Below are 25,045 nucleotides of genomic sequence, written 5' to 3'. Positions count from 1 at the left end.
CACATGAGATTTACTACTTTAGAGGGAGGGAGTGATTTTTCCTAGTTGATAAATTAGTTGCTGGAATCGATAAATTCAAAGTGCGCCAGGCAAAAGAGATTCTTAAGCTTGGCGTTGTAACTGCCTGGACGGATTGCCCGCCGGCACAAGCGCTCCTGACAGAAGCTACTTGAATGCCGGCGGCTGTTTGGGGTGTGTTGGGGGTTAAGTTGGGGAGGAGTCCGGTAATATGGCTTGCCTGACAGGTGAGCTTTAGCCCGCCAGGAATTGGGGGTGTGAGCTTTGGGTTCAGGGGTCACGGGCACTGGCAAATAATAGCTGAGAGTTAATACAGGACAAACAGAATGGCAGAGGTGAAAAAAGAGTTTGGCGTAATTGGTTTGGGGCGGATGGGGGGCAACCTCGCCCTGCAGGCGCTGGAAAAGAAAATGCGCGTTGCCGGCTACACGCGCGGCGGCGCTCCACAAGAGCTGGTCGGTGCCGGTCTTGTGGAAGTTGAATCGCCGGCGGACTTCCAGGAAAAACTTTCGCCCCCTCGCGCGATCTTTATTTATATTCCTGCAGGGGCGGCGGTTGATTCAGTCATTGATGACCTAGCCTCAAATCTGGAAGCAGGGGATATTATTGTAGATGGAGGGAATTCCTACTGGGGGGACTCAATCCGCCGGCACCGGAGACTGCGCATCGAAAAAAGCATCTATTTTGTCGATTTGGGGACGAGCGGGGGCGTAGAGGGGGCGCGTCACGGCGCTTGCTTTATGGCCGGTGGCGACAGCGAGGCGATCGCTCGAATTGAACCAATCCTCCTCGATCTTGCCGTTCCGGGGGGCTATGTCCACGCCGGCGCTCCGGGTGCGGGGCACTTCGTCAAACTCGTCCACAACGGCATTGAATTTGGCATGCTGCAGGCGATTAGCGAGGGGATGAACCTGCTGGAATTCTACCGGCAAAACCGCGACCCAATCCACATCGAAGAGGTCCTGCGCTGCTGGCGTCACGGTTCGGTCATCCGTTCGTGGCTGATTGACTTGATGGATGAAGCCTATCAAACACAGGGGGGGATGGAGAGCATCCCACCTTACGTTGAGGATACCGGCGAAGTCAACTGGCTGGTAGACGACGCCCTGCACATGGAAGTCCCCACTCCTGTGATTGCCCAGTCAGTGATGCAGCTGTTTGCCTCCCGCGACGACGAGCAGTACTGGGCGCGGGCGATTGCGATGATGCGCCACGGTTTTGGCGGGCACCCTTACGGGCACAGAAAAGCGATTGTCCGCGAGCGTCGCGAGGGGCGAATTGGCGGCTTCTTGCCCAAGCAGGACTGACCTGACATGGAAATCAAAACACTATAAATATAATGCAGTGAGGGAATGACATGAGCGTTTCTCCTTACCTTCTCAAAGGTCAAAAAGCCCTGGTCACCGGCGGAAGTTCTGGGATTGGCGAAGCAGTGGCGCGCTATCTAGCCAAGGCGGGCGCGTCGGTTGCGATAAATTACCACTCCCACCCTGAAGAAGCGGACAAAATAGTCAGCGACATTCAAGCTGGGAATGGGGAAGCAATCGCGATTCAGGCGAATGTCAGCAAGGAAGATGAAGTTAAGGCGATGTTTGCCAAGATGTTTCAGGAATTCGGCACAATTGACATCTTGGTGAATAATGCGGGGATGCAAAAAGATGCGGCGTTTCTGGACATGACGCTTGAACAGTGGAACCTTGTTATCAATGTGAATTTGACCGGACAGTTTTTGTGCGCTCGCGAAGCGGCAAAGGAATTTCTGCGCCGGGGCGTGCAGCCCCATATTTCCTCCGCTGCCGGCAAAATCATTTGCATGAGTTCGGTGCATGAGGTGATTCCTTGGGCCGGTCACGTAAACTACGCCGCTAGTAAAGGCGGCATCAACATGATGATGCGGAGTATGGCGCAAGAACTCGCCCCGCATAAAATTCGGGTAAACAGCATTGCTCCCGGTGCCATTAAAACCCCAATCAATAAATCGGCATGGGAGACGCCGGAAGCGGAGGCGAAATTACTGACCCTGATTCCTGCTGGGCGTGTGGGTCAGGTGGAAGATATCGCGAAAGCAGCAGTTTGGCTCGCTTCCGATGACTCTGATTATGTCAGCGGCGCAACGCTGTTTGTAGATGGCGGGATGACTCTGTACCCAGCTTTTGCCAGGGGGGGTTAGAGAGCGAGCGACCCTATCGGTCGCCAACGCACTTTGCCATTGCCGAAGAGCCGTATTAAGGCTGGATGTCTTCCCGAAAAGTGAGGGGTCGTTTGTAAATGAACGCTGAGCAGAAACGAATTCAGGAAAATGCGGAATTGAAAGCGCACTGGAACCGCTGGGGACCCTATTTAAGTGAGCGCCAGTGGGGTACAGTCCGCGAAGATTATTCGCCCTATGGCACAGCTTGGGATTATTTGCCTCACGACCATGCGCGGTCCCGTGCCTATCGCTGGGGTGAGGATGGGTTGGGTGGCTTTTGCGACCGGCACGGGCAAATTTGTTTTGCCTTAGCGCTGTGGAATGGGCGCGACCCCATTCTCAAAGAGCGTTTATTTGGCCTCACCAACAGCCAGGGCAATCACGGCGAGGATGTTAAAGAATATTACTTCTATCTTGACTGCACGCCAACCCATTCATATATGCGCTGGCTGTACAAATATCCGCAGCAAGAGTTTCCTTACACTCGCTTAGTGGAGGAAAATGCTCGGCGCGGCAAGGACCAGCTGGAATTTGAGCTGCTGGACACGGGAATATTCGATGGCGACCGCTACTTTGATATTGTCGCCGAATACGCCAAAGCCTCCCCAGAGGATATCTGCATTCGCATCAGCGTGACCAACCGGGGCTCCGAAAAAGCACCCCTCGATTTACTGCCAACTTTGTGGTTTCGCAACACATGGTCGTGGGCAGGCAGTGAAAAAGCAGCGCAGGTGTGCGAAGCAGCCGGTGGCGCGATCGAAGCCCGCAATCAAAAATATGGCGTTCGCTGGCTATTTTGTGAGAATGCGCCGCCCCTGCTGTTCACAGAGAATCAAACCAATATGCGCCGGCTTTACGGCATTAATAACTCATCGCCTTATGTGAAAGACGCCTTTCACGAGTTCATCATTCACAACAATCAAGAGGCAGTGAATCCAAAACAGGTGGGCACCAAAGCAGCGGCGCGGTATCACCTAGAACTGGGTGCGGGAGAGACGGTTGCTATCAAACTCCGCTTCACAGACCGGCACACTGACGCTCCTTTTAGCCAAGAGTTTGAAGATACTTTCGCTCAGCGGCGTGCGGAAGCGGATGAATTTTATGAGTCGCTGACCCCCAATCTGGATGAGGATTCTCGAAATGTGCAGCGGCAGGCACTGGCAGGATTATTGTGGACGAAGCAGTTTTATTACTACGACGTCAGAAATTGGTTGCGGGGCGATGCCGCCCAGCCGGCACCTCCTTCCCAGCGTTTAAATGGCCGCAATTCGGAGTGGGAGACTTTGTATGCAGAGGAAGTCATTTCCATGCCGGATAAGTGGGAATATCCCTGGTTTGCTTCCTGGGATTTGGCGTTTCACTGCATTACTATGGCCTTAATGGATGCCAACTTTGCCAAGCGGCAACTCTTGCTCCTGACTCGCGAGTGGTACATGCACCCCAACGGTCAAATTCCCGCCTATGAGTGGGCGCTGGGGGATGTGAACCCACCGGTACAAGCTTGGGCAGCATGGCGGGTTTACAAGATTGAAAAGAAGCGGGCCGCCAAAGGCGACCGCGACTTCCTAGAGCGCATGTTTCACAGACTGATGCTCAACTTCACTTGGTGGGTGAATCGCAAAGATCCGCACGGGAACAACCTGTTCCAAGGGGGCTTTCTAGGCTTAGATAACATTGGGGTGTTTGACCGCAGCAAGCCCTTCCCAACCGGCGGCTATTTAGAGCAAGCTGATGGCACAGCTTGGATGGGGATGTTTGCGCTCACGATGCTGGCAATTGCCTTAGAACTTGCCCGTGAGGATCAAGTCTACGCTGATATGGCTCTCAAGTTCTTTGAGCACTTCATGTACATTGCCGGTGCGATTAACCGCATGGGTGGCAACCAGATGGCTTTGTGGGACAGCGAAGATTGTTTTTACTACAACGCTCTGGCGCTCCCCAACGGTCAGGAACGCTTGATGAAAGTCCGCTCAATAGTCGGGCTCACACCCCTATTGGCAGTTGATACCCTGGAACCCGAGCTATTAGAGATAGTGCCCGGGTTTAAAAGGCAATTTGATTGGTTCTTAAACAATCGCCCGGATTTAGCCAAGAAAATTGCCAGTATGACAATTCCCGGCTCGGGGGAGCGCCGGCTGCTTTCCATTACCAGTCCAGAAGGACTGCGGCGCGTGCTGGAGCGACTTCTAGATGAGAGTGAATTTCTATCGCCTTACGGCATCCGCTCCCTGTCTCGCTATCACTTGGAACATCCGTTCGTTTTTGAGTGGGATGGCAGCAAGTATCAGGTAGACTACGAGCCGGCTGAAGGCACAACTGGCCTGTTTGGCGGAAACTCCAACTGGCGCGGGCCGGTCTGGTTTCCGCTGAACTTTTTATTGATTGAGTCACTGCAAAAATACCATCATTATTTCGGAGATTGCTTCACAGTGGAATTCCCAACCGGCTCTGGGGTTAAGCTCAATTTATGGGATGTGGCCTCGGAACTGTCGCGCCGGCTAACCGGCATTTTTCTGCGCGGTAAGGATGGCCGGCGACCTGTTTTTGGAGGGATAGAGAAGTTTCAGCAAGACCCTCACTGGCGCGACTTAATTTTATTCCACGAATACTTTCACGGCGATTGTGGTGCCGGCTTGGGTGCTAGCCACTTGACAGGATGGACAGGGCTTGTCGCGAAGCTCATCCAGCAGCTAAATGAGGGGCAATTCATGGAAGTATAGTGAGGTTGGGGGGTTGGTGAGGTGCCAGTTGGTGGTGCCGGCTTTTTGAGTTTGGGCGGCGTTGTGTGCCGGCTTGTTTTGGGAGAGTGCCGGCGGGCGGGACAGGTCAGGGGTGGCCAAGCTGAGTGAGAGAGCTTTTCAGAGGGTTCTGCCGGTGGGGGTTATGGGAATGTTAGGAGGAACGGTATGTGAGATTCAAGCAATACATGGCCGGAGCCTGTAAAGTCGCCAAAAAGCAGCAGCTATCCCCCTAGCCTATATCAAAATGGCGTGATATATTAAGGTCTATGGTAAACGAGTCCAGGAAATAATTGTGATTTACAGTTTGCAATCTGCCACCCATCATTCAGAGCTACCATTTGCCGAGTTATTTGCAGGAATTGGTTTAGTGCGCAAAGGGCTTGAGCGAGCGGGCTGGCAGTGCGTGTTCGCCAATGACAGCGATCGAGTGAAGGGCGAGATATACGCCAAAAATTTCGGCAAGGGCCACCTCCGAATTGAGGATATAGCCAATCTGCACGCCAGCGACATTCCAGATGTCACCCTCATAACAGCCTCATTTCCCTGTCAGGACTTGTCACTAGCTGGCAACCGGCAGGGTTTAGCTGGGGAACGCAGCAGTGCCTTCTTTCAGTTCAGTCGAATACTAAGTGAGCTGGCCACTGACGGTCGTCTGCCGCCGGCGGTACTGATCGAGAATGTTACGGGTCTTTTGACCTCATCTGACGGAAAGGATATCCGAGAGGTTCTTTTATCCCTCAATCAATTAGGCTACTCGTGCGATGTCCTTGTTATCGACGCCGCCCACTTCCTCCCCCAAAGCCGTCCCCGTGTTTTTATTGTCGGTATGAATACTTGTGAGTCTGGAAAAGCAGCTGAGACGATAAAGATTGACAGCGGTGTTTATTTCCAGCATCCTTGCCGCCCGAAATCAGTGCGAAAGGTCGCTGTTGCCAACCCAGACCTATCCTGGAACTTTTTGGAACTGTCACCCTTGCCAGCAACAAGGGAAACAGTTCTCGCCGACTTGGTGGATAAAAATGAGTGCCAAATGTGGTTGGGCGAGAACGAGTTGGTTAGGGAGTTGTCCTGCATCAGAGGCAACAGCAAAAAGCGCTTAGAGAAAGCTCAGCAAGTGGCGCGAACAACCGGACGAACGGTTTACTTGACGGCCTATCGCCGGATGCGTCAAGGTTTAGTTTGCCTGGAAACGCGAGACGACGGAATCGCCGGTTGCTTGCGAACTGGATCGGGTGGGAGCAGCCGGCAAGTCCTCATTGCTGTGTCACCCAACCAGATTAAAATGCGGTATATGACTGCGCGGGAGTATGGGCGTCTGCAAGGAGTGGAAGATAGCTTTTGGATTCCAGACAGCCAGAGTGTGGGCCGTCATGCGTTCGGAGATGCCGTTGCAGTCCCGGTTGTTGCTTGGGTTGGTCGCGAAATCAAGCGCCACTTAATAGTCCACTCGCAGCGTCCGGTCTTTTTGAATGAGGTCACAGAAATCGCTGTTGTAAACCTCTAATACACGGCGAATTGACTCGGCAGAGGAGATACCCTTAGATGAAACAATTTCGGCCAAAATAGTGAGGCAGAAGTCTCTAAGCCGGATAATAAACACATCCTGGTACTCCTCAAACGAATCAGCTTGAAAGCTATCAGCCAAAATAAATACCGGATAATTTCGCTCTCCTGTGACGGTATGCGTGCGGACAACATCTTCATAGATAGGTACATTCAGCCGTTGAGCCTTGACCTCGAATACTGAGCGAATTTTGTCTTCATTTTCAATAATCTCAACGTCGCCACGCTGTCTGCTTTGGGCATCGCCGGCAAATACTGCCTTTGTGCGCACACTGATGCTAGGAACCCCTTCGCAGAGAACTTTCAGAAGCGCATAAACAATGCCCTGCTGAACTCGGCCACCGCTTTTGGCAGCAAGCAATTGGGTCAATACCTGTTGCGGTTTTGCAGCTTCCGGTAATTTGATAAGAGGAGTCTTTGCGTTAATGTACTCCGCCACCATCTTTGCAGCCGCTTCTAACACTCTATTAACTTCAGCTACGTCATTGGGTAACTCGTTGACAAGGCTAATAAAGGTACTGATATGTGCTTTTTTCTCGGTTAGATCGCCCCGGATGGCAGTCGGGCCCCAATACGGCAGTAAAGCCCCAAATTTCTGGCGCACATACTCCCGTACAGCAAGACTGCGGTATCCCTTCGGCAGTTTTGTTGGCGTCTGAGTTAGGGTAGGATTTTCTCGTTTATTCCACAGCGACCTTAGCATGGTCTGGTAATCGCCAAGAGCGCGATTCTGGGATATTTCAGATTCCAGGAAGGCGAGTAAGGCTTTAGATGCAGGATGTTCTGAATTCATAAGGTTGCTCGAACTTCATCTCTAGTGAATATGCAATTGATTTTTAGGGCCGACAAACTCCAAAGCAGCCGCAGCAAACAGCCTTGACAGCGGAGGCGGCACAGCATTGCCGGCTAGCCGGTATCCGCTGACTAAATCCACTTTCGACCCAGAACCCGCAAATACGAATGTGTCAGGAAACCCCTGAAGCCTAGCGCACTCCCGCAGGGAGAAAGGTCTGTCTTTCAGTGGGTGCAGGAAATAGCGCGGATTGTGGAAATTTGTCAGCACGGTGGGTGCCGGCTCATCCCAGCGCGGTCGCTTGAAATTACTAATGAACCGCCGCCGTGAAGGAGCGCCAAGAGAAAGGGTCTTGGCGTCCTTGGCGTCCTTGGCGGTTGATTATAAGATTAATCAACCTTATGTTACAGGGCGCTAAAGTTGACACCAGTGCGGGTGCCCCCGCCCCTACCTTCCTCGCAAATTATCCCATAAACTCACTCCCACCGGCAAATCTTCACCGTCTCATCCTGGGACCCGCTCACCAGCGTTTTCCCATCCGGACTGAACGCCACCGCCGAAACCCTCTCCGCGTGTTCCTCCAGCGTTTGCAGCAGCTCGCCGGTGTGCGGATTCCACAACTTCACCGTCCTGTCGCTACTCCCACTCGCCAGCACGTTTCCGTCCGCACTAATCGCAACGCAATTCACCGGCAGTGAGTGACCTAACAAAATCCGCTGCACTTGTCCCGTCTTCAAATCCCACAGCTTCACACTCCCATCCTGACAGCCACTCGCCAGAACTTGCCCGTCCGGACTCACCGCCACAGAAGAAACCTTCCCAGATGTCTCAACAAGTGCGTGCAGGAGCTCTCTCGTCTCCAGACGCCGCACCTGAACTAAACCGGCTTCCTCCTTGTTCTCCGTACTTTCCGCCGTCGCCTTGCTGCCGGCACTCGCCAAAATCTTCCCGTCCGCACTGATAGCAACTGCATAAATCACATCTGGATACAAATCGTGGAGAATTTCCCCTTTCTGCAAATCCCATATCTCGATTGACCCGGTTTCATCTACCGGATCTTCCCCGCCACTGACCAGAATTTTGCCATCAGGGCTAATCGCCACCGCTGACGCCCAGCAGGCCGTTTCCAGCGTGCGAATTTGCTGCCTGGTGCGCAAACTCCAAATCTCAATATCCGCATTCGCGCACGCCAGCGTCTCTCCATCCGGACTGATGGCTATCGAAGAAACCGCCATCGCGTCTGAGTGCATAGCGAGCGTGTGCAGCAGTTCGCCCGTCTCCAAATCCCAAAGCTTAATATTTTTGTAACTTCCGCTAGCGAGCAATTTGCCATCGCTGCTAATCGCGAGGCAAGTGACGGCGCTCCCATGTCCCGTCTGCGTCCTCACACATCTAAACGACTTCCTGGCAAACTTTGATGGCACCACCGGCTCAACCATGATTGGCTGACGCCTTTTTTCTGCCGTTTGCTCTTTTCGCTCCGGCGGGCTAATTTTCTCAGTCCGTTTTTCCGCTTCCCCCGGCGAGTTCCGACTCTGCGGGGGCGTTTCGCGCGGCGCTCCCGCAGCACCGGCGCTGGCGCTACCGGCTAACCTGCTAGCAGATTCCTGCAAGGAACCCAACTGAACTTGCAGCGTGGCGAGCGCTTCAGAAATAGAGGCGAGGTGAGGTCTTTCCAGGGAGGCGAACCGGCTTTGCATCTCCGATCGCACCGCTGCCAGTTTCTCGGAAAGCTTCCCGATTGCTGCTTCCACATCGCTCAAGTCAGCGGGTTGCGGGCCAATTGGCCGGTCGAGCCGCTGCTGAATTTTAGCGATCGCCCCTTTGAGCTCTTCGAGCTGCTGCGGGGAAGAAGCCTGCAGCGAATCCAAGCGCCGGTTGAACTGTTCGCTAAACCCCTCCTGCTGGCCGCTGACTGATGCTATTCTTTGGGAGAGCCGAGCTAGCGTCCCTTCCACCGGCGCGACGGATTGGCCCAGAGCGCCCAGCTGCAGGCGTTGCTTGTCAATCTCTGATATCAGGCGCGCCAGATCCTCTCTTGTCACGAGATTTTCGCCGTTGCGGTTCAGGTGGGCGATTCCTTCGGTGACTCTTGCCAAAACCGCTCTCAACTCTTCCACCAGCGGTTCTGGGGCGGGCTGAGCCGCCACCGGCAAACTGTTCAAGCGGCGGTTAATCTCGTCGAGCTGCGCCGGCAGCAATTTGAGTGCCGGTGGTGCCGGATTTTCCCGCATCTGAATCCTGTCCCCCACCGAGGCGATCTGGAGCGTCTGCGCCGTCACTTCCGCTTGCAGTCCCGCGACAGTTTCCGACAGGTGGCCCAAGGCTTCTCGGATACTGGCCACCTCAGGGCTTGCCGGCAGGGCCAACAGTTGCAGGCGCAGGGATTCCACTTCTGCGGAGAGCTGCCGGTGCGTTCGGGCCATCTCTGTGGAAACACTTGGCCCGGGAAGCAGTTCCAGCCGCCGCCGGTTCACCAGGTTCAGCAGCAGCGCCAGCGACACCGGCGTTGTCGCATAAATGAGCTGCTGCGACGTTACAGCAACTGCTGACCCCAGGACTGAGCCAGCGATGGAGAGATATTCAGCAATTTCTAGCCAGCTGCGGTTTTTCAACATTCCACACTTCCCAGCGGTGCCCTTTTTCCAGCGTCACGGTCAGCTGGTGGGCTGCTTGTCCATTTTATATCATCTCCGGAGCGCATCGCTGGTGGCAGCGGAGCCGGGTTTAGTCCAGCCCTCCCTCGGCGCGCAACCGATTTCCGGTGAGCAACCCCTTGCAATTATAGAGAATTGAGGTTCCCTGACTTGACCTGACATTTAGCCACAGTTGGGGGCGCGGGTGAGCGCCGGTCCCACTGCTTTTGGCGCTCTCTGCGTTTATCTCCCGCAGCCCTTTGCTGTGATTTTTCATCCCTGTAAAACGGAGGAAATCCCTCATAAGATAGAGCTTTAAAAGCGCGCCCCTTGCTAAAATTTTAACAGTTCAGCTGAATTTAAAATCACCTGTTCAACTGGTTGCGGGGAGAGAGCGGGAGCGGGAGTCGGGCACCCCGAACAGCACAGGATGCCGGTGGAATTGCCCGGGAGCATCCCGGTTGTGCAAACAAGCCCATATCAATGCGATAATGATTTCAGCAGGGGGTAGGAGGAGAAGATTTTTGGCCCGCGAATCAAAGGAAACGGGATGGAAACGAATTCCCCTAAAGATGTCCTGCCTTTTGCTCTCGCTCCTCTTTGAGTCGCTTGACCTCCTTGATCAGGCGCTGCAGGTGCGGTTTGACAATCTCTTGATTTTTTTGCTCGAGCTGCTCAACGCGCCGGTGCAGGTCAGCTATCAGGGGCTGATCTTCAGCCGCTGGCGGTGCCGGTACCGCTGGCAAATGACTGGAGTTGGAGCCGTCATACCCGCGCTGCTGCAAATCCGCAGTGGTGTTTTTCAGCTCGGCGATAGCTTCCCGGAGGAGTAAAAGTTGGACATTTATCTCTTCCCGGTCCTGTTCCGTGAGCGCGGTATTCTCCAGGCGCTGGGTCACGAAACGCACTTCCGAGAGCGCTTGGTAAATCGGAGAGAGGTCAGCCGGCGCTGCGGGAGAGAGAGCTTGCAGCTGTTGAGCCAGATACTGGCGGACTTCGACGACTGCAGCGGCTGTGCTTTCCTGCAAGCTCTGCACGGAGCGGCGGATTTCAGCAATCTCGCCGTGCATTTCTGGGGAGTCAAACAGATTTGGCGGTGGGGGGAATGGAAAGAACTCATCCTCGATTGAGGCATCGAAGTTTGAGGTATTCTTTTTGGCGGCAGGCAATGCGGCTGCACCGGCTTGTTGGGGGATGCGAGAGCGATTGACGAAATTGAGCAAAAGTGCTATAGTAAGGGGGGCCGCCGCCAAGAAGACCTGCTGGGAGAATGCTGCCACAATCGAGCCGAGAGCGGAGACCCCCAAGGCGGCGCACTCTGCTAGCTCTAGCCAGTCACGCTGTTGCGGGGTGTTGGTGGAAGTTGTCGGTGATAGTTCTTTCTTTTGCATTGTGTCACGTCTGGTAGGTGCCCTGCGGCTTTAAAGAAGCGATTGCGCTACCGCCCAACCCCCGACCCCCCCGGAGAGAGGCTCTCGGAAAATTTAGCCTTCAACACTTTTAACCGGCACTGCTGCGATTTGGCAAGAGCCCTGCCGCTCTGCGATGGATTCCGACAGCACAGCTGCTGCAGGGCGCAACCCCTGGACCTGCTGCGGCAGCAGTTGGGCGTCAAGTTCTGTGACCAAGCTCTCTACCTGCGCCCTCAAGTCTGCCAGCGCCGCTCGCACCGGGGCGGTGTCCGATTGCTCCTGCAGGTGCTTGACGTCCGACATCAGGCGCTTGAGATACGGTTTGACAATCTCGCGATACTTCTGCTCGAGCTGCTCGATGCGCTGGCGCAGCTCCGAGATCTCGAGCCGCACCGGCATTTGGCTTTCGGGTGCGCTGCCCTCAGTCCAAGGCGAAGTCTCCTGAACCCCGTCCGCTCCTGCCGGCTGCGCCACCAGCCGGTGCAGGGATTCAATTTCCTGAGAGAGGCTGGCTCGCAGTGTGGCCATGTTAGCGTCCGTGCTGTCGCGCAACCGCAGGATGGCTCGCCGGACGATGGCGAATTCCTGCTGCACCTGCTGGTTTTGCAGGGGGGAGGTGGTTTCACCGAACCGCTGCTGCACTCCCGCCCACAGGTTGCTGAGTCTGAGCATTGAGGCTTCGATATCCCTGATTCGCTCTGAGGGAGGGAGCGCCGCCAGCCCAGCGCGGACAGATTCGATTTCTTCTCGCAGTTCCAGATCTAGCTGTGCGATGGCTGCGCCGGCTCCCCCGACACTGGCCTTTGTCTGCTGCTCGAAGCGGTGCCGGTTGACCAGATTCAAAGACAGCGCCAGCGTCAGGGGAGTCGCTGCGTAGAGCACCTGGCCAGACAGCCCCGCAACAATGGTTCCCACAGCGGAGCCAATCACAGAAGCGTATTCTGCCAGCTCCAGTCCGTGACGCCGGTCGGGGTTGCTCTTCAATGCTTTGAGAGATTGTTCTTCGCTCACTGCAGCAATTTCTGGTGTCTGGGACACGATCATAATTCCTCACTTAAGATTGGCTAACATCTGTCAGGGGTTTGAAGACAAAACGGACGCTGTGATGTAAAATATAACTTGTGCGCACGCTCGGTGGTGCCTAAAAGATTCGGACACGCCGCTTGCTGAGGCGCTGCCCCACCCCAACTCCACAGGAGAAGTGGCCTCAACAGCAATGCCGGTGAAACTAAAACGCCCAAGAACGCGATTGCCGGTGCTGTGTGGGGTTTTCCGTGGCTGTTCCTCTCAAAGGATAGCAAAACGAAACAGCTCGGCTTAAGAAACCCGGTTTCTTGGAGAAACCGGGGTTCTCGCGGGGTGTTAAGAAACCGGATTTCTGGCATGTGGGAAAAGCCAGTTCTGGTACGCCCAGACTCCCCACTCCCCACTTCAGGCAAAGAGTTTCCCGACCCCGCACCGGCAGCCCGCGCGCCTGCCTGATATTTGACTAAAGTAGAGTAAAGACCTGTATCGCTGTCAAATAGGAAAAAGATATGAGCTCATTTTTCAAGCAGTTTGCCCTTTATCTGAGTTTGCTTGCCATTGGCGGCGGTGCGGGGTTTTTGGGCAGTCGCTATCTGGATGGGGAGAGTCGCGCCCTCCGCGAGCCTGCGGTGCCGGTGGCGATGCGCTCTCCCGCCAGAGCGCAGCCGCCGGCCCCCCTGATGGGACTTTCTGCCGGCAGCAACCCCAATTTCATTGCCGAGGCGGCGGAAAAAGTGGGCCCCTCTGTGGTGCGGATTGACTCGGCTCGCACGGTGAGCTCGAAAGTTCCCCAGGCGTTTGACAATCCGCTGTTCCGGCAGTTCTTTGGCGAAGGGCAGCCCCAGGAAGAAGAGCAGGTCGAACGCGGCACCGGCTCGGGGTTCATTCTCAGCTCAGACGGGCAGCTGCTGACAAACGCCCACGTCGTCGATGGCGCGGATGTGGTGCAGGTGACGCTCAAGGATGGCAGAAAATTTGACGGCAAGGTTATGGGCGCAGATCCGCTCACCGATGTAGCTGTGGTGAAAATCGACGCCGAGGATTTGCCGGCGGTACAGCTGGGCAACTCTGAAAATCTGGTGCCGGGGCAGTGGGCGATTGCGATTGGCAATCCTTTGGGTCTGGACAACACGGTAACAGTTGGCATTATCAGCGCCACCGGGCGCTCCAGTTCTGAGGTGGGCATCCCCGACAAGCGGGTTCGCTTCGTTCAAACCGATGCCGCCATCAACCCGGGCAATTCCGGTGGCCCACTGTTAAACGACCGGGGAGAAGTGATTGGCGTCAATACCGCCATTCGGGCCAACGCTCAGGGGCTGGGTTTCGCCATTCCGATCGAAACCGCTAAACGGATCGCTGACCAGCTGTTCGCATCAGGCCGCGCCGAACACCCCTACTTGGGAATTAAAATGGTAGAGCTTAGCCCGGACTTGCGAGAAGAAATTAATCAGCAGGCAAAAGAAAACTTTAAAATTACACAGGACAGGGGCGTGCTGACTGTGGGGGTCCAGGAGGGCTCGCCGGCACAGAAGGCCGGCGTGCGTGTGGGGGACATCATCCAAAGTATTGACAGCATAGAGATTAAAACCACCGACGAAGTGCAGGAGCGCGTGGAAGCGAGCGCCGTGGGTGCCGTGCTGGAATTGGAAGTGAACCGCAACGGTGTGGCTCGCCGGCTGGAAGCGCGGCTGGGGGCTTTTCCTGTCGATGGGGAAAAGTAGGCTCCCTTCGCTCCGGTGCGAATTGCTAATCGCTCTCAGTTTGCCCGCCAGTGGCTGAATCACTCCACAGGGAAGCGCAAGCGCCCAGATTTTCATCCAAGTGCATGCGCTGTTCCATCTGGCGCAGAAAGTAGCCGGTCATCATCGCTGACGCCAGCAACCCCGCCAGGTTTTCCCGGTTGGTGGTAATCTGAATGTCAAAGTTGTCCGAGGGCAGCATGCCCACCAATCCCTGAACGTTATGAGTGATAATTTGCTTGATGTCAGGACTGACGGACTGGGCCACGCGGGCCAAAACCTCAGGGGGTTGGTGCTGCAGATAGTTCAGCAGCGGGTTGGCTTGGGTGTCTTCAGCGTCGGAGGTGCGAAAGTTAGGGTTAAAAACCATGTAGCCTCTGATTATCTGGCTTGCTTACTTCGTATTTTAAACTACGCCGCCCGTGAATCAGTTGTGAGAGCTACCGTCACTCCCCCCTCCTTCCGGGTGAAAAATCCACACCTCCAGGGAACTTGGCATTTCTCCTTTTTGCCGGTATCCGCTCAACCCCACCCCCCAACCCCCTCCCCGCCGGCGGGGAGGGGGAGACAGCAGAGGTTTGTAGTTGGGCTTTAGCCCAACCGGCAGAGGTTTGTAGTTGGGCTTTAGCCCAACCGGCAGAGGTTTGTAGTTGGGCTTTAGCCCAACCGGCAGAGGTTTGTAGTTGGGCTTTAGCCCAACCGGCAGAGGTTTGTAGTTGGGCTTTAGCCCAACCGGCAGAGGTTTGTAGTTGGGCTTTAGCCCAACCGGCTCGTCCGCAGTGGAGCAAGTTTTCTTATCTGGCGGTGCGCGCAGTTGCAGCGCAGCGGCGCAGCAGGAGCATCGCGACTCCCTAGGAATGCCTGTGAAGGTTGGCTGCTGCCTGCCTCTCAAGGGGGTGTAACCCCCCATTAATTCGCCGCCAGTATCCGGTACGGGGGAGGGGCAGAAAACACAGGGGTTCATCCCACGCGCTCTTTGCCGGCGCTGCCGTTCAACCTTTATCTTTCTCACTTGCGGCTTCCTCCTTCCCCTCACTCTTCAGTGGCAGTTGCAGTTCCAGCTGTTTGGGAAGCTGGTCGATCTGGAAATATTGATGAAATTTATCAGTCACCTGCAGCCAGTACGACCGGCCATCGGTTTGCCGGCGTCTGCGCACAAAACCCTGTTCCAGCAGTTCCTGTACATGCTGGTAAGCGCCGGAACCCCGCAAGTCCACTAAGTCCGCTTGCGCCAGCGGCCCTTTCAGGGCGATCGCAGCCAGGGTGCGCAGGGCACCCAGCCCCAAGTCTACGGGAATCAAGGTCTGCACCAGCTCCTGAAACGTGTCTCGCAGTTGCAAGCAGTAGCCGGCGGGCGTCTCGACCACTTCTAAGGCGCTGTCGCGGTGGGCGTAGTCGCTCATCAATTCGATCAGGGCAACTCTAGCGGCTTTTTTGTCGCAACCGGCATATTCGGCAATGTCCGACATGGACAGCGGCTTGCCTTTCAGATAGAGAATGGCTTCAATTTTGCTGGCTAGACTTGGCATTTTAGATTTTAGATTTTAGAGTTTAGATTTTAGATTAATCTATAGCAGTTCTAAATCATTTGCGCCACTGGAGGCCCAGAAACCCGGTTTCTTAAAGAAACCGGGTTTCTGAAGTTTCTTGACAGTCCTGCCTTATTAATCCAGCCGGCGTCCTGTGAGTTCGACAAAAATATCTTCCAGGTTGGAGGGGCGGAGCATCATGCCGGTTTTGTCGGGAAGCCGGTCGAGGTAGGCTTTGGCTTGTTCCATATCGGGGAAAAAGAGATACTCCCAGCGCTCGCCCACTTGTTTCATTACCAGACCTTCCCCGTGTTTGGAGCGCAGCTGCTGCAGGGTGCCCAGTTCGATGAGTTTGCCGGCGTCCATGATGCCGATGCGATCGCACAAATATTCTACTTCATCCATATAGTGCGTGGTCAGTAGCATCGTCATGCCCTGTTTGTTGAGATCGCGGATAATTTCCCAGAGGCGGCGGCGGGTTTGCGGGTCGAGCCCGACGGTTGGCTCGTCGAGAAACAGGATTTTGGGCTCGTGCAGCAACGCTCGGGCAATTTGCAGCCGGCGCTTCATCCCGCCGGAGAGGGTTTTGACTATATCGTTGCGCCGGTCGGCGAGTTCCACATATTCCAGCCACTGGTTAATTCGCTGCTGTCGCTGGGGGTTGGGGATGTGGTGCATGCGTCCGTGAAACTCCATATTTTCCCATATAGTGAGGTCGCTGTCAACACTGGTTTGCTGGAGGACGACGCCGATAGAGCGCTTGACTTGTGCCGGCTGGCGCGTGATGTCGCAGCCTGCTACTTCTATGCGCCCGCCGGTGGGTCGGGTGAGGGTGGTGAGCATGCGAATTGTGGTGGATTTGCCGGCTCCGTTGGGTCCGAGGAGTCCAAACATTTCGCCGGTTTCTATGGTAAAGGAGAGGTCGCTGACGACGGGCCGGTTGCTGTAGGTTTTGTTGACGTTTTGCAGGGTGACGGCGGCTGTCATGGGCGTTTGGTGAGTGATAGATGATTTATTATGGTAGCATGGGGTAGGGTTTGAACCGCCCCCGTTCCGGTTACGCCAAAGAAGAGGGAAAAACAGATGGTGTTTCTGTGTTATGCTGGTGTTTGTTAGAGGAAGTCGGTGGAAGAGAGGGGATCGTGCCATTTCAAGAGTATCTGAAGGCCATAGAAGCAAATCTACAGTCCGGTCAAGCTACTGAGCACACTCACCGCTCCGCACTTCAGGCGTTAATTGAGTCTCTATTTCCCGGAATCTGCGCCACCAATGAACCCAAGCGGAGTCAGTGCGGTGCGCCTGATTATATGATAGCGCGGGGTCAAGCGGTTATGGGTTATGTGGAAGCAAAAGATGTGGGCAAATCGCTGGAGAAGGAAGAGCGCAGCGCTCAGATGGAACGCTATCTGAAAGGGTTTGCCAATCTGATTTTGACGGATTATCTTGAGTTTCGCTGGTATGTGGGAGGTGAGCGTCGCCTTACAGCAAGACTTGCTAAATTTGGCCGCAATAAAAAGCTGAAGCTAGAAGCAAGCGGGGTTGAGGAAGTGACTCAGTTACTGACTCAGTTTCTCAGCATGGAAGCTCTTTCAGTTAGCAGTCCGAGGGAATTGGCAAAACGCATGGCGGCGCTGGCTCAGATAATTCGAGAGGCGATTGGACAAGCGTTTGCAGATGACGATAAAGGGGGGTCACTTCGGGGGCAATTGGAGTCTTTTCGCAAGGTGCTGTTGCGGGATTTGACTCAGGAACAGTTTGCGGATATGTACGCCCAGACGATATGTTATAATATGTTTGCGGCTTGTTGCAATACTAAAGACTGTTCGCGATTTTACCGCCGGGATGCGCCCTACGAATTGCCCAAGACGAATCCGTTCCTGCGGGATATGTTCGGTCACATTGCGGGGCCGAATTTAGATGAGCGAGTGGCTTGGGCGGTGGATGATTTAGCAGAAGTGCTCAAGCGGACTGATATGGATGAGATTCTCCAAGATTTCGGCAAGCGCACCCGACAGGAAGACCCTGTTGTTCACTTTTACGAGACATTTTTGGCTGAGTATGACCCCAAAATGCGGGAAGCGCGGGGGGTTTATTATACGCCGGAACCGGTGGTTTCTTATATTGTCCGCAGTGTTGACTGTCTTCTGAAAACGGATTTTGGAATTAATAAGGGTTTGGCGGATGACACCAAGATTTCTCTCCCCTCACCTCCGCCGTCTCTCTCCGGGAAAAAGGGGGGTTTGGGGAAAGCTGAGATGGAGACTCACAGGGTATTAATCCTTGACCCCGCTACGGGTACAGGTACGTTTTTACAGGGGGTGATTGACCGCATTTATGAATCTTTTAAGTCTCAGAAGGGAATGTGGTCAGGGTATGTGAGTCAGCACTTGTTACCCCGGCTGTTTGGCTTTGAGCTGCTGATGGCTCCCTATACGGTGGCTCACATGAAGTTGGGGCTGCAATTGAAAGAACTCGGCTGTGAGTTTACAGGAGATCAGCGATTGCATATTTATCTGACGAATACGCTGCAAGAGGCGTTTCAGATTCCACCGGCTGATGGATTTACGAATTGGATTCGCGATGAGGCGGATAGAGCAAAAGATGTCAAGCAAAACGCTCCTGTAATGGTGGTGCTGGGCAATCCGCCGTATTCGGGGCATTCTGCAAATAGCGGGCTGACATGGATTGCGGATTTGCTGAGAGGAAAAAACCCTCTGACAGATTGTCCAACGGGAAACTACTTTGAAGTAGATGGGAAGCCGCTTGGGGAGAAAAACCCTAAATGGCTGAATGATGATTATGTGAAATTTATCCGGTTCGCCCAGTGGAAGATTGAACAAACCGGCTGCGGAATCCTTGCCTTTGTTACCAATCACGGCTACCTCGACAATCCCACTTTTCGCGGAATGCGCCAAAGCTTGCTCGCGACTTTTGACGATATCTATATCCTGGACTTGCATGGCAACAGCAAGAAAAAAGAGCGCTGTCCTGACGGTTCCAAGGATGAGAATGTTTTTGACATCCAGCAGGGGGTTGCTATCGGGATTTTTGTCAAGAAACCGCACTCCGGGGGTGTGCGGGGGATTGCCACTGTCCTCCATGCGGATTTGTGGGGGGTGCGGGAGGTATATGGAGAGTCAATTGCCGGTGGCAATCTCGTCGGGGGCAAGTATCACTGGCTGTGGGAGAATGATATTTCTACAACACAGTGGAAAACTCTGGCACCGCAGTCACCTTTTTACCTTTTTGTGCCCCTAGAAACTGACTTATTGGCAGAATATGAGGCGGGATGGAAAGTAACGGATATTTTCCCCGCCAACAGTGTGGGAATAGTCACCGCCAGGGATGCGCTGACTGTTCACTTTACTGAAGATGACCTCTGGAAAACTGTATCTGATTTCGCTAAGCTTCCCCCAGAAGAGGCGCGGTTGAAATACAATTTGGGCAAAGATGCGCGAGACTGGAAGGTTTATTTTGCTCAGAAGGATGTGAGTAATCACCCTTTTTTAATAACAAAAGAATCGGGGCCTTTTCCAGAGTTAGTCGCACCTGTACTGTACCGTCCGTTCGATGTTCGCTACACCTATTATACGGGGAAGTCACGGGGGTTCCATTGCATGCCTCGCGGTGAGGTGATGCGCCACCTGCTGGCGGGGGAAAATTTAGCTCTTATTACTTCCCGACTTACTAAGGGCGAGACATTCCAGCACGCACAAGTGAGTCGCAATATTGTGGAGGTCATTTGCATGTCGCCCAAAACCTCAAACAATGGATTTGTATTCCCTCTCTATCTCTACCCCGAAACCCAAGCTGAGAGAGATATGGGAATGGTGCGCCGGTGTAACCTCTCAGCAAAATTTATCGAGGATTTCTCAGCGCGGTTAGGGATGGAATTTCTTGCGGATGGCAAGGGCGACTGCGAACAGACATTTGGGCCAGAGGATGTGTTTGATTATCTGTATGCGGTGTTTCATTCTCCCACCTACCGCAGTCGCTATGCGGAATTGCTCAAAATTGACTTTCCCCGCTTACCTTTGACTTCAATTCCTGATTTGTTCCGCACTCTCTGCAATCTGGGCAGTCAACTTGTTAAACTGCATCTAATGGAAGAGATGCTTCCGGAAATCACCGCTTATCCTGTGGCGGGGAATGACACTGTTGTTGCGGTGCGTTACACTGAACCAGGACAGGGTGCGGAACAGGGGCGCGTCTGGATTAACAATACTCAATATTTTGAAGGCGTCCCTTCAGAGGTTTGGAAGTTCCATATTGGCGGCTATCAAGTCTGCGAGAAGTGGTTGAAAGACCGCAAAAACCGGCAACTGAGTTACGGGGAGTTAGAGCGCTACCAGCAGATAGTCTCTGTTTTGGCTGAAACGATTCGGTTGATGGAGGAAATAGATACTGCTATAATTGAACAGGGCGGGTATCCCATTCAATAAGTTGTAGGGGTCCGCCCGATCGCACCCCTTATTTGTGTGCGGAAATCGGGAAGGTGGAACGCACCCCCCCCTGTAGCGGTGCGTTGTGCGAGCCGGCACCATTGTGCGAGAATGGATGATGCGGAACGCACCCGACGTTTTAATATCCAGCGCTATCCGTGTTGGGGGAGCCGGTTACTAAATTTGAAACAGCCTACAAAATGAAACCTGAATTGTGTTAGGATACTATCTATAACTCAAGTTGCTACTTACCAGTGAGTCAGGTGAGATCCCCCCCTAGCCGGGGCGGGCACGGGGACCATTAGTGTCAACTTAAGCTGTGTCCCATAGTCTCCCGGCGGTTGAAACCGCAGCTATACAGACAAAACCCGCCTGCGCGGGTTTTAAGATTCTAGCTCTTCTCTTAAGTCCGCGCAGGCGGACTTGGTTTGTGTAGCAGCGATTTCCAATCGCCGGGAGCTTAAGTTGACACCAGTGGCACGGGGACCCGCCCCTACAAAGGGGGGGAAATACTCAAAGCCCCCCAAAGTAGGGGCGGTGCGGCACACGGAGACCGCCCCGTTTGGGGGGATCGAGATGCTTAGACTTGTAGGTAGCAACTTGAGTTATCTATAATCAGCCACCACGGCAACTGGACGCCGGGTGGCAATGGCCCTAGAACAAAAGAAAAATAATGCTCAGCGTGCGGGTTATAAAAGGAGTGTTGCGATCGGTGATGCTGGCGGTAGCGCTGGGGTTGGTGGTGGGCGTGCCGGTGCGATCGCAAAAGCCGGTGAATCCCCCGGAGTCAGCGGCTCAATCGAATCAGCTGGAAGAGGCAGCGCGGCTGATGCAAGAATCATTAAGACTTTACGGGGAAGGCAAATATGCTGAGGCTCTACCCAGAGCAGAAAGCTTTCTGGCTATCCTGGAGAAGGCGCTGGGGCCCGAGCATCCCGCTGTCGCCGCCAGCCTCAACAACTTGGTAGGGCTGTACCGCAATGTGGGGAACTACGCCAAAGCAGAGCCGCTGCTGCAACGCGCCCTGGCTATCCGGGAGAAGGCGCTGGGGCGAGAGCATCCCAATGTAGCCGCCAGCCTCAACAACTTGGCAGCGCTGTACCGGGATCGGGGAGATATCGCTCGTGCCATTGAATTTCAGACTCGCGGCACTGATATCGAAGAAAAAAACCTCGGTCCCATCCTGGCGCTCGGTTCGGAAGACCGCAAGCGGGCCTACATGGCCACCCTCCAGGGCACAACCGACTCGACAATATCTCTGCACCTGCAAGATGCGCCTGACAGCCCTGAAGCGGCGCGTTTGGCCATGACTGTGGCGCTGCGCCGCAAGGGGCGGGTGCTGGAGGCGGTAACAGACGCCATGCAGGGGCTGCGCACCCGCCTCCAGGACGATCCGCAAGCCCAAAAACTGCTTGACGAGCTGCTGGAAACGCGACAGCAGCTTGCCAACTTGGTATTTAGGGAACAGAGCCAGAACCCGATGACGCCCGACCAGTACAAGGCGACGTTTGAGGAACTTAAGCAGAAAGAGGAGCAGCTGCAAGAGGCGGTGAGCGCCCGCAGCGCTGAATTCCGCGCTGAGGAGCAGCCGGTGACGCTCGAAGGCATCCAAAAGTTGATTCCTCCTGACGCTGCTTTGGTTGAGCTGGTGCGTTATTCCCCTTGGGATAAAGGCGCTAAACCGGGCGAAAATTGGTTAAAACCGCGCTATGCTGCAGCGGTGCTGCGCCGCCAAGGCAATCCCAGATGGGTTGATTTGGGGGAAGCGGCAAAGATCGAGGAAGCTGTTAAAGATTTCCGCCAAGCGCTGTCAAATCAAACCGAAGTCAAACAAGTGGCTCGGTTGCTGGATGAAAAGGTGATGGCTCCCCTTCGTCCGCTGTTGGGAAATGCCGACCGGCTGCTGCTTTCTCCTGACGGGGAACTGAATCTAATTCCTTTCGAGGCGCTGGCTGATGAGAAAAATAATTACCTGATTAGGGGATATTCTTTTACCTATCTTACTTCAGGACGGGATTTGCTGCGGTTTCAGGTTCAATCTATGAGCCGGCAGGGGCCGGTGGTTATGGCTGACCCAGATTTTGACAGCAGTGGTGTTGCCAGTGCTGCCGGCACTCGCGGCGGGGAAAACCGCCGCTCTGGGGATTTTGCTACACTTAAATATGGGAAGCTGTCCGGTACAAAAGCAGAAGCTGAGGCGCTCAAAGACATTTTGCCCAAGAATTTGAAACTGTTGTTGGGAGCGGAAGCGACTGAGACAGCTCTCAAGGAGGTTCAAGCTCCGAGTTTTCTGCATATCGCCACGCACGGATTCTTTTTGCCGGCTCAGGAGTTGCAGGTTATCGGAGAATTTACAGGAGATCCTTTCAGGAAGTTGGAGAGACAAATGGTCAAGGTTGAAAATCCTTTGCTTGGCACCGAGCCTTCCCGGAGCCGAGACTGGTAAAAATCGGCATCCTGTTGCGACACTTTCAATCCGCTGTAACTGGATGTTTTCTTGAGGATGGTTACGAGTTGCTCCCGATTCAGCCGGCTAGCGGAATCTTCCCCTTTCATCAGGGCAAATACCCCTGAGACAGCCGGTGCGGAGAAAGAGGTTCCTTGCACCCAATAATATCCCCCGGTCGGATCTAGCTCGTTTCCCCAACGAGAAGTCGGCACCTCGATGCCTTGCCAGAATTCACTCGAAAAGGTGCCACCTGTGGTCAAAATACCGCCTAAACGTGCGATCGTTTCTAAGTCGCCGCCCGGTGCTACGACATACAAATCAGGTGAAAAGTTACTGTACGGTGCGCGGTTTCCTTGCAGGTTGGTGGCTCCCACTGAAACGACTCCTGGAAAAGCAGCAGGAAAATTTACAGACGGCAAGCTGTCATTGCCGGCGGAAGCAACAATTACTAAGTTGGGATTGGCAGCCTGAACGTCCATTATCTGAAGCGCCACAGCCGAATTTGGGAAAGAACTGCCCAAGCTCATATTGATGATATCCGCACCTCTCGCCGCTGCGTACCCGATCGCCTCTACGAGACTGTCTGAAGTAATCTTGCCCCCCAAACCAAAAACGCGCACCGGCAAAATCCGGACATTGGGAGCGACGCCTAGCAAACCTTGGCCATTCGGCGAGCGTGCCGCAATCACTCCCGCACTCCAAGTGCCGTGAAACTCAGCTGTTATTTTTGCGCGAAGCCACCGGCGCATCAGATCCGCAACCTTTTTCTTTGAGCAAATGGAGGGCTGTTGCTGACAGAGGGGAGATTGTATAACTCCCTCTGCAATGTTGGGGTATTTCCAAATCAACTCGGCGTCTGACAGGTTAAAAGTGTCCTTAAAAATCGGATTTAGATCGTTAATTTCCTCCTTGCTGATGTTCGTGTCGGGGTCATTCTGGGCCCAATCCCAGCCGGATATCTCACCGGGCAATTTGTCGGGAGGATTGCCCACGGTAAAGAGATTATTCTTTAAGTCAGGGTGCTGCCACTGAATCAGACTGTCAATTACTGCCACCACGACGCCCTTGCCGCCGTTTTTGCCCTGCTGCCAAGCCTCCACAGCGCGAATGTCTGTGCGGGAAGGCAAAACTCGGCTGTCAGAAATGGGTTGCTGCAGGCACTCCCAAGTCAGCTGTTTCTGATTCAAACACTGAGTCAAGTGGGTGCTGTCCAGATGCCACAGAAGCGGCAGCAAAGCGGTATGAAAGGAGGTTTGCCCCCCACCCGGCAGATTCCTGGGAGTGCCGCTCAATTGGTTAGGAGTTTCTGAGGGAGTTTTGCTGCTGTTTGCAGGTGCCGGCACTTCATCGGAGATAGACTGGATGAAATTAGGCATTGCAGATTTTACCCCTGCAACCTGATAGAGCCGGTTGGCTACATCCAGGATAGCGGTGTCTGATGCTGATTTGGAGCGCACTAAGTAGCGATTTTGGCTGAAGCGGAGCTTGCGGACAATCTCTAAGTCCTGGCGATTGAGGATTTCCTGGATCTTGTCAAGGGTGGGGTGGGCAATTATAGCAGCAGTCATATTGGTTAAGACACTGATGGCCCAATATGACTGCTGGTATATCAGAGGTTAGGGGCGGGTTTATCGGTGTTGTAGCTGTGTGGCACAGGTTGTGGGTGAACCCGCCCCTACATCATGTTAAACCCCAAGTCCTTTCCCTAAGTGCCTACTGCTATATCTGTTTGTTGTGGGGTGCCGCACTCTCAGCCCAACTACAAACTGTGGGCTGAAGCCCAACTACAAGCGTTTTTACTCCCCTTTCTTCTGTTTTGCTGCCAGGGCAGCTTCATAGATACGTTTTTGATATTTTTCAGCTATAGCCCCAGCCATAGCGCTCATTTCTTTAGCTTTCTGTTCAGCAATCTTTGCAATTTCTAGAGCAGCTGCGAGTTTCGCCTCTTGCTCTTCTGTCAGGGATGGTTGTGTCATGTCAAATTCTCCAAAATACTCAGAACGCTATTCACTAATATTTTGACTTCCATCACCCGCCCCAGCAACTCTGCCAAATCTTCTACTGCTTCCTGAATGACCTCAGCATCTACACTGGGAAGCGATATGCTATCAAGTGCCATTTGGATGCGCCTTCTGGAAGTGTCGCGAAAAAAATAGGGCATTGTTGAGAGTGGAAAACAACTGAACCAGCCTCGCATTTTATGGGAACTGGTATAAGAGCGGTCTGGCAATGGTCAGTCCCGCTGCCGCTCCCCACTCAATCCGCTCCAGCTCTTGGTTCAGCCGTTCTATGAGGGCTGTGATTTCGTTCGGAATGGCCATTTTAGAGATGCTATCTGGCAGGTATTGCCAGTTTTTTCATTTCACGTTATAAATATATCACGAACAGTAGCGCGATTGGCTGGTGCCAAGCGAAACTCCGCAATCCCCAGGATGACACCCCCTGTGGGGCTAAAGCCCAACTACGAACCTTTGGGCTAAAGCCCAACTACGAACCTTTGGGCTAA

At 54.0% G+C, this 25,045-nt stretch carries 22 protein-coding genes and 1 pseudogene; 7 read left to right on the top strand and 16 right to left on the bottom strand.

Going from position 1 to position 25,045, the window contains the following annotated elements:
• Positions 1-53: 53 nt before the first annotated feature.
• A complete protein-coding gene (locus OSC10802_RS49860; RefSeq protein WP_155967773.1) occupies positions 54-299 on the bottom strand; it encodes a hypothetical protein in 246 nt (81 codons plus the stop codon).
• 45 nt (positions 300-344) lie between these two features.
• Between OSC10802_RS49860 and gnd the strand changes: the two genes are divergently transcribed.
• From gnd to OSC10802_RS0114660, 3 genes are all read left to right on the top strand, one after another.
• The gene (gene gnd / locus OSC10802_RS0114670) at positions 345-1,325 is read left to right on the top strand and encodes a phosphogluconate dehydrogenase (NAD(+)-dependent, decarboxylating) (RefSeq protein WP_017717522.1); all 981 of its coding nucleotides are present in this window, start codon (positions 345-347) and stop codon (positions 1,323-1,325) included.
• A gap of 50 nt (positions 1,326-1,375) precedes the next feature.
• Positions 1,376-2,188, top strand: a complete 813-nt coding sequence (locus OSC10802_RS0114665; protein WP_017717521.1) for an SDR family oxidoreductase — start codon at positions 1,376-1,378, stop codon at positions 2,186-2,188.
• Between the two features lie 98 nt (positions 2,189-2,286).
• Positions 2,287-4,929 (top strand): MGH1-like glycoside hydrolase domain-containing protein, encoded by a 2,643-nt coding sequence (locus OSC10802_RS0114660; RefSeq protein ID WP_017717520.1) that lies wholly within the window; start codon positions 2,287-2,289, stop codon positions 4,927-4,929.
• Here OSC10802_RS0114660 and OSC10802_RS49855 read toward each other — a convergent pair.
• Positions 4,900-5,049: a hypothetical protein gene (locus OSC10802_RS49855; RefSeq protein WP_155967770.1), complete on the bottom strand. Its 150-nt coding sequence runs from the start codon at positions 5,047-5,049 to the stop codon at positions 4,900-4,902. The genes OSC10802_RS0114660 and OSC10802_RS49855 overlap by 30 nt on opposite strands.
• 193 nt (positions 5,050-5,242) lie before the next feature.
• Between OSC10802_RS49855 and OSC10802_RS40215 the strand changes: the two genes are divergently transcribed.
• A complete protein-coding gene (locus OSC10802_RS40215; protein WP_017717519.1) occupies positions 5,243-6,454 on the top strand; it encodes a DNA cytosine methyltransferase in 1,212 nt (403 codons plus the stop codon).
• Here the strand turns inward: OSC10802_RS40215 and OSC10802_RS0114650 are convergent.
• From OSC10802_RS0114650 to OSC10802_RS0114625, 6 genes are all read right to left on the bottom strand, one after another.
• Entirely contained in the window at positions 6,386-7,306 is a 921-nt protein-coding gene (locus OSC10802_RS0114650) for a hypothetical protein (protein ID WP_017717518.1), read from the bottom strand. The two genes, OSC10802_RS40215 and OSC10802_RS0114650, sit on opposite strands and share 69 nt — an antisense overlap.
• A 21-nt stretch (positions 7,307-7,327) precedes the next feature.
• On the bottom strand, positions 7,328-7,621 hold the full coding sequence (locus OSC10802_RS0114645) for a DNA cytosine methyltransferase (RefSeq protein WP_082218287.1): 294 nt from the start codon (positions 7,619-7,621) through the stop codon (positions 7,328-7,330).
• Positions 7,622-7,782: 161 nt separating this feature from the next.
• A complete protein-coding gene (locus OSC10802_RS44380; protein ID WP_017717516.1) occupies positions 7,783-9,924 on the bottom strand; it encodes a WD40 repeat domain-containing protein in 2,142 nt (713 codons plus the stop codon).
• 109 nt (positions 9,925-10,033) lie between these two features.
• A complete protein-coding gene (locus OSC10802_RS0114635) occupies positions 10,034-10,246 on the bottom strand; it encodes a hypothetical protein (protein WP_017717515.1) in 213 nt (70 codons plus the stop codon).
• Positions 10,247-10,508: 262 nt separating this feature from the next.
• A complete protein-coding gene (locus OSC10802_RS0114630) occupies positions 10,509-11,333 on the bottom strand; it encodes a hypothetical protein (RefSeq protein ID WP_017717513.1) in 825 nt (274 codons plus the stop codon).
• A 93-nt stretch (positions 11,334-11,426) separates the two neighbouring features.
• Positions 11,427-12,398: a hypothetical protein gene (locus OSC10802_RS0114625; RefSeq protein WP_017717512.1), complete on the bottom strand. Its 972-nt coding sequence runs from the start codon at positions 12,396-12,398 to the stop codon at positions 11,427-11,429.
• A gap of 491 nt (positions 12,399-12,889) precedes the next feature.
• Here OSC10802_RS0114625 and OSC10802_RS0114620 point away from each other — a divergent pair, with 491 nt between their 5' ends.
• A complete protein-coding gene (locus tag OSC10802_RS0114620) occupies positions 12,890-14,101 on the top strand; it encodes an HhoA/HhoB/HtrA family serine endopeptidase (protein WP_017717511.1) in 1,212 nt (403 codons plus the stop codon).
• Between the two features lie 25 nt (positions 14,102-14,126).
• Here OSC10802_RS0114620 and OSC10802_RS0114615 read toward each other — a convergent pair whose 3' ends face one another.
• From OSC10802_RS0114615 to OSC10802_RS0114600, 4 genes are all read right to left on the bottom strand, one after another.
• Positions 14,127-14,489: a DUF760 domain-containing protein gene (locus tag OSC10802_RS0114615; RefSeq protein ID WP_017717510.1), complete on the bottom strand. Its 363-nt coding sequence runs from the start codon at positions 14,487-14,489 to the stop codon at positions 14,127-14,129.
• A gap of 57 nt (positions 14,490-14,546) precedes the next feature.
• The gene (locus OSC10802_RS0114610; protein WP_155967767.1) at positions 14,547-15,131 is read right to left on the bottom strand and encodes a hypothetical protein; all 585 of its coding nucleotides are present in this window, start codon (positions 15,129-15,131) and stop codon (positions 14,547-14,549) included.
• Positions 15,112-15,648: an SMC-Scp complex subunit ScpB gene (gene scpB, locus OSC10802_RS0114605; RefSeq protein WP_017717509.1), complete on the bottom strand. Its 537-nt coding sequence runs from the start codon at positions 15,646-15,648 to the stop codon at positions 15,112-15,114. The genes OSC10802_RS0114610 and scpB overlap by 20 nt, the downstream gene beginning before the upstream one ends.
• Before the next feature lie 135 nt (positions 15,649-15,783).
• A complete protein-coding gene (locus OSC10802_RS0114600) occupies positions 15,784-16,635 on the bottom strand; it encodes an ABC transporter ATP-binding protein (protein WP_017717508.1) in 852 nt (283 codons plus the stop codon).
• Between the two features lie 155 nt (positions 16,636-16,790).
• Here OSC10802_RS0114600 and OSC10802_RS0114595 point away from each other — a divergent pair, with 155 nt between their 5' ends.
• Positions 16,791-20,090 (top strand): type ISP restriction/modification enzyme, encoded by a 3,300-nt coding sequence (locus OSC10802_RS0114595; RefSeq protein ID WP_232731679.1) that lies wholly within the window; start codon positions 16,791-16,793, stop codon positions 20,088-20,090.
• A 673-nt stretch (positions 20,091-20,763) separates the two neighbouring features.
• Positions 20,764-22,365 (top strand): annotated as a pseudogene (locus tag OSC10802_RS40205) (CHAT domain-containing protein); the annotation flags it as partial.
• Positions 22,366-22,415: 50 nt separating this feature from the next.
• On the opposite strand, the gene OSC10802_RS54465 reads toward OSC10802_RS40205, so the two are convergent.
• From OSC10802_RS54465 to OSC10802_RS55630, 4 genes are all read right to left on the bottom strand, one after another.
• Positions 22,416-24,107 (bottom strand): S8 family peptidase, encoded by a 1,692-nt coding sequence (locus OSC10802_RS54465; protein WP_026098483.1) that lies wholly within the window; start codon positions 24,105-24,107, stop codon positions 22,416-22,418.
• A gap of 228 nt (positions 24,108-24,335) precedes the next feature.
• Entirely contained in the window at positions 24,336-24,515 is a 180-nt protein-coding gene (locus tag OSC10802_RS0114580) for a hypothetical protein (protein WP_017717504.1), read from the bottom strand.
• Positions 24,512-24,700, bottom strand: coding sequence for a hypothetical protein (locus OSC10802_RS52940; RefSeq protein ID WP_017717503.1), 189 nt, complete (start codon positions 24,698-24,700; stop codon positions 24,512-24,514). The genes OSC10802_RS0114580 and OSC10802_RS52940 overlap by 4 nt, the downstream gene beginning before the upstream one ends.
• Before the next feature lie 37 nt (positions 24,701-24,737).
• Positions 24,738-24,860 carry a hypothetical protein gene (locus tag OSC10802_RS55630; RefSeq protein WP_017717502.1) on the bottom strand — a complete coding sequence of 41 codons (123 nt, stop codon included), beginning with the start codon at positions 24,858-24,860 and terminating at the stop codon, positions 24,738-24,740.
• Positions 24,861-25,045: the final 185 nt, after the last annotated feature.

The organism is Kamptonema formosum PCC 10802, from assembly GCF_000332335.1.
Lineage (GTDB): Bacteria > Cyanobacteriota > Cyanobacteriia > Cyanobacteriales > Oscillatoriaceae > Oscillatoria.
The sequence above is the reverse complement of the archived record's forward strand: the minus strand, read 5'-3'. Positions and strand labels throughout refer to the sequence as shown.

Excerpts from the sequence above, each read along its gene's own strand:
- gnd (WP_017717522.1), top strand. The coding sequence starts at position 345 with ATGGCAGAGGTGAAAAAAGAGTTTGGCGTAATTGGTTTGGGGCGGATG.
- OSC10802_RS0114665 (WP_017717521.1), top strand. The coding sequence starts at position 1,376 with ATGAGCGTTTCTCCTTACCTTCTCAAAGGTCAAAAAGCCCTGGTCACC.
- OSC10802_RS0114660 (WP_017717520.1), top strand. The coding sequence starts at position 2,287 with ATGAACGCTGAGCAGAAACGAATTCAGGAAAATGCGGAATTGAAAGCG.
- OSC10802_RS0114650 (WP_017717518.1), bottom strand. The coding sequence starts at position 7,306 with ATGAATTCAGAACATCCTGCATCTAAAGCCTTACTCGCCTTCCTGGAA.
- OSC10802_RS44380 (WP_017717516.1), bottom strand. The coding sequence starts at position 9,924 with ATGTTGAAAAACCGCAGCTGGCTAGAAATTGCTGAATATCTCTCCATC.
- OSC10802_RS0114635 (WP_017717515.1), bottom strand. The coding sequence starts at position 10,246 with ATGAGGGATTTCCTCCGTTTTACAGGGATGAAAAATCACAGCAAAGGG.
- OSC10802_RS0114630 (WP_017717513.1), bottom strand. The coding sequence starts at position 11,333 with ATGCAAAAGAAAGAACTATCACCGACAACTTCCACCAACACCCCGCAA.
- OSC10802_RS0114625 (WP_017717512.1), bottom strand. The coding sequence starts at position 12,398 with ATGATCGTGTCCCAGACACCAGAAATTGCTGCAGTGAGCGAAGAACAA.
- OSC10802_RS0114620 (WP_017717511.1), top strand. The coding sequence starts at position 12,890 with ATGAGCTCATTTTTCAAGCAGTTTGCCCTTTATCTGAGTTTGCTTGCC.
- OSC10802_RS0114615 (WP_017717510.1), bottom strand. The coding sequence starts at position 14,489 with ATGGTTTTTAACCCTAACTTTCGCACCTCCGACGCTGAAGACACCCAA.
- scpB (WP_017717509.1), bottom strand. The coding sequence starts at position 15,648 with ATGCCAAGTCTAGCCAGCAAAATTGAAGCCATTCTCTATCTGAAAGGC.
- OSC10802_RS0114600 (WP_017717508.1), bottom strand. The coding sequence starts at position 16,635 with ATGACAGCCGCCGTCACCCTGCAAAACGTCAACAAAACCTACAGCAAC.
- OSC10802_RS54465 (WP_026098483.1), bottom strand. The coding sequence starts at position 24,107 with ATGACTGCTGCTATAATTGCCCACCCCACCCTTGACAAGATCCAGGAA.
- OSC10802_RS0114580 (WP_017717504.1), bottom strand. The coding sequence starts at position 24,515 with ATGACACAACCATCCCTGACAGAAGAGCAAGAGGCGAAACTCGCAGCT.
- OSC10802_RS52940 (WP_017717503.1), bottom strand. The coding sequence starts at position 24,700 with ATGCCCTATTTTTTTCGCGACACTTCCAGAAGGCGCATCCAAATGGCA.
- OSC10802_RS55630 (WP_017717502.1), bottom strand. The coding sequence starts at position 24,860 with ATGGCCATTCCGAACGAAATCACAGCCCTCATAGAACGGCTGAACCAA.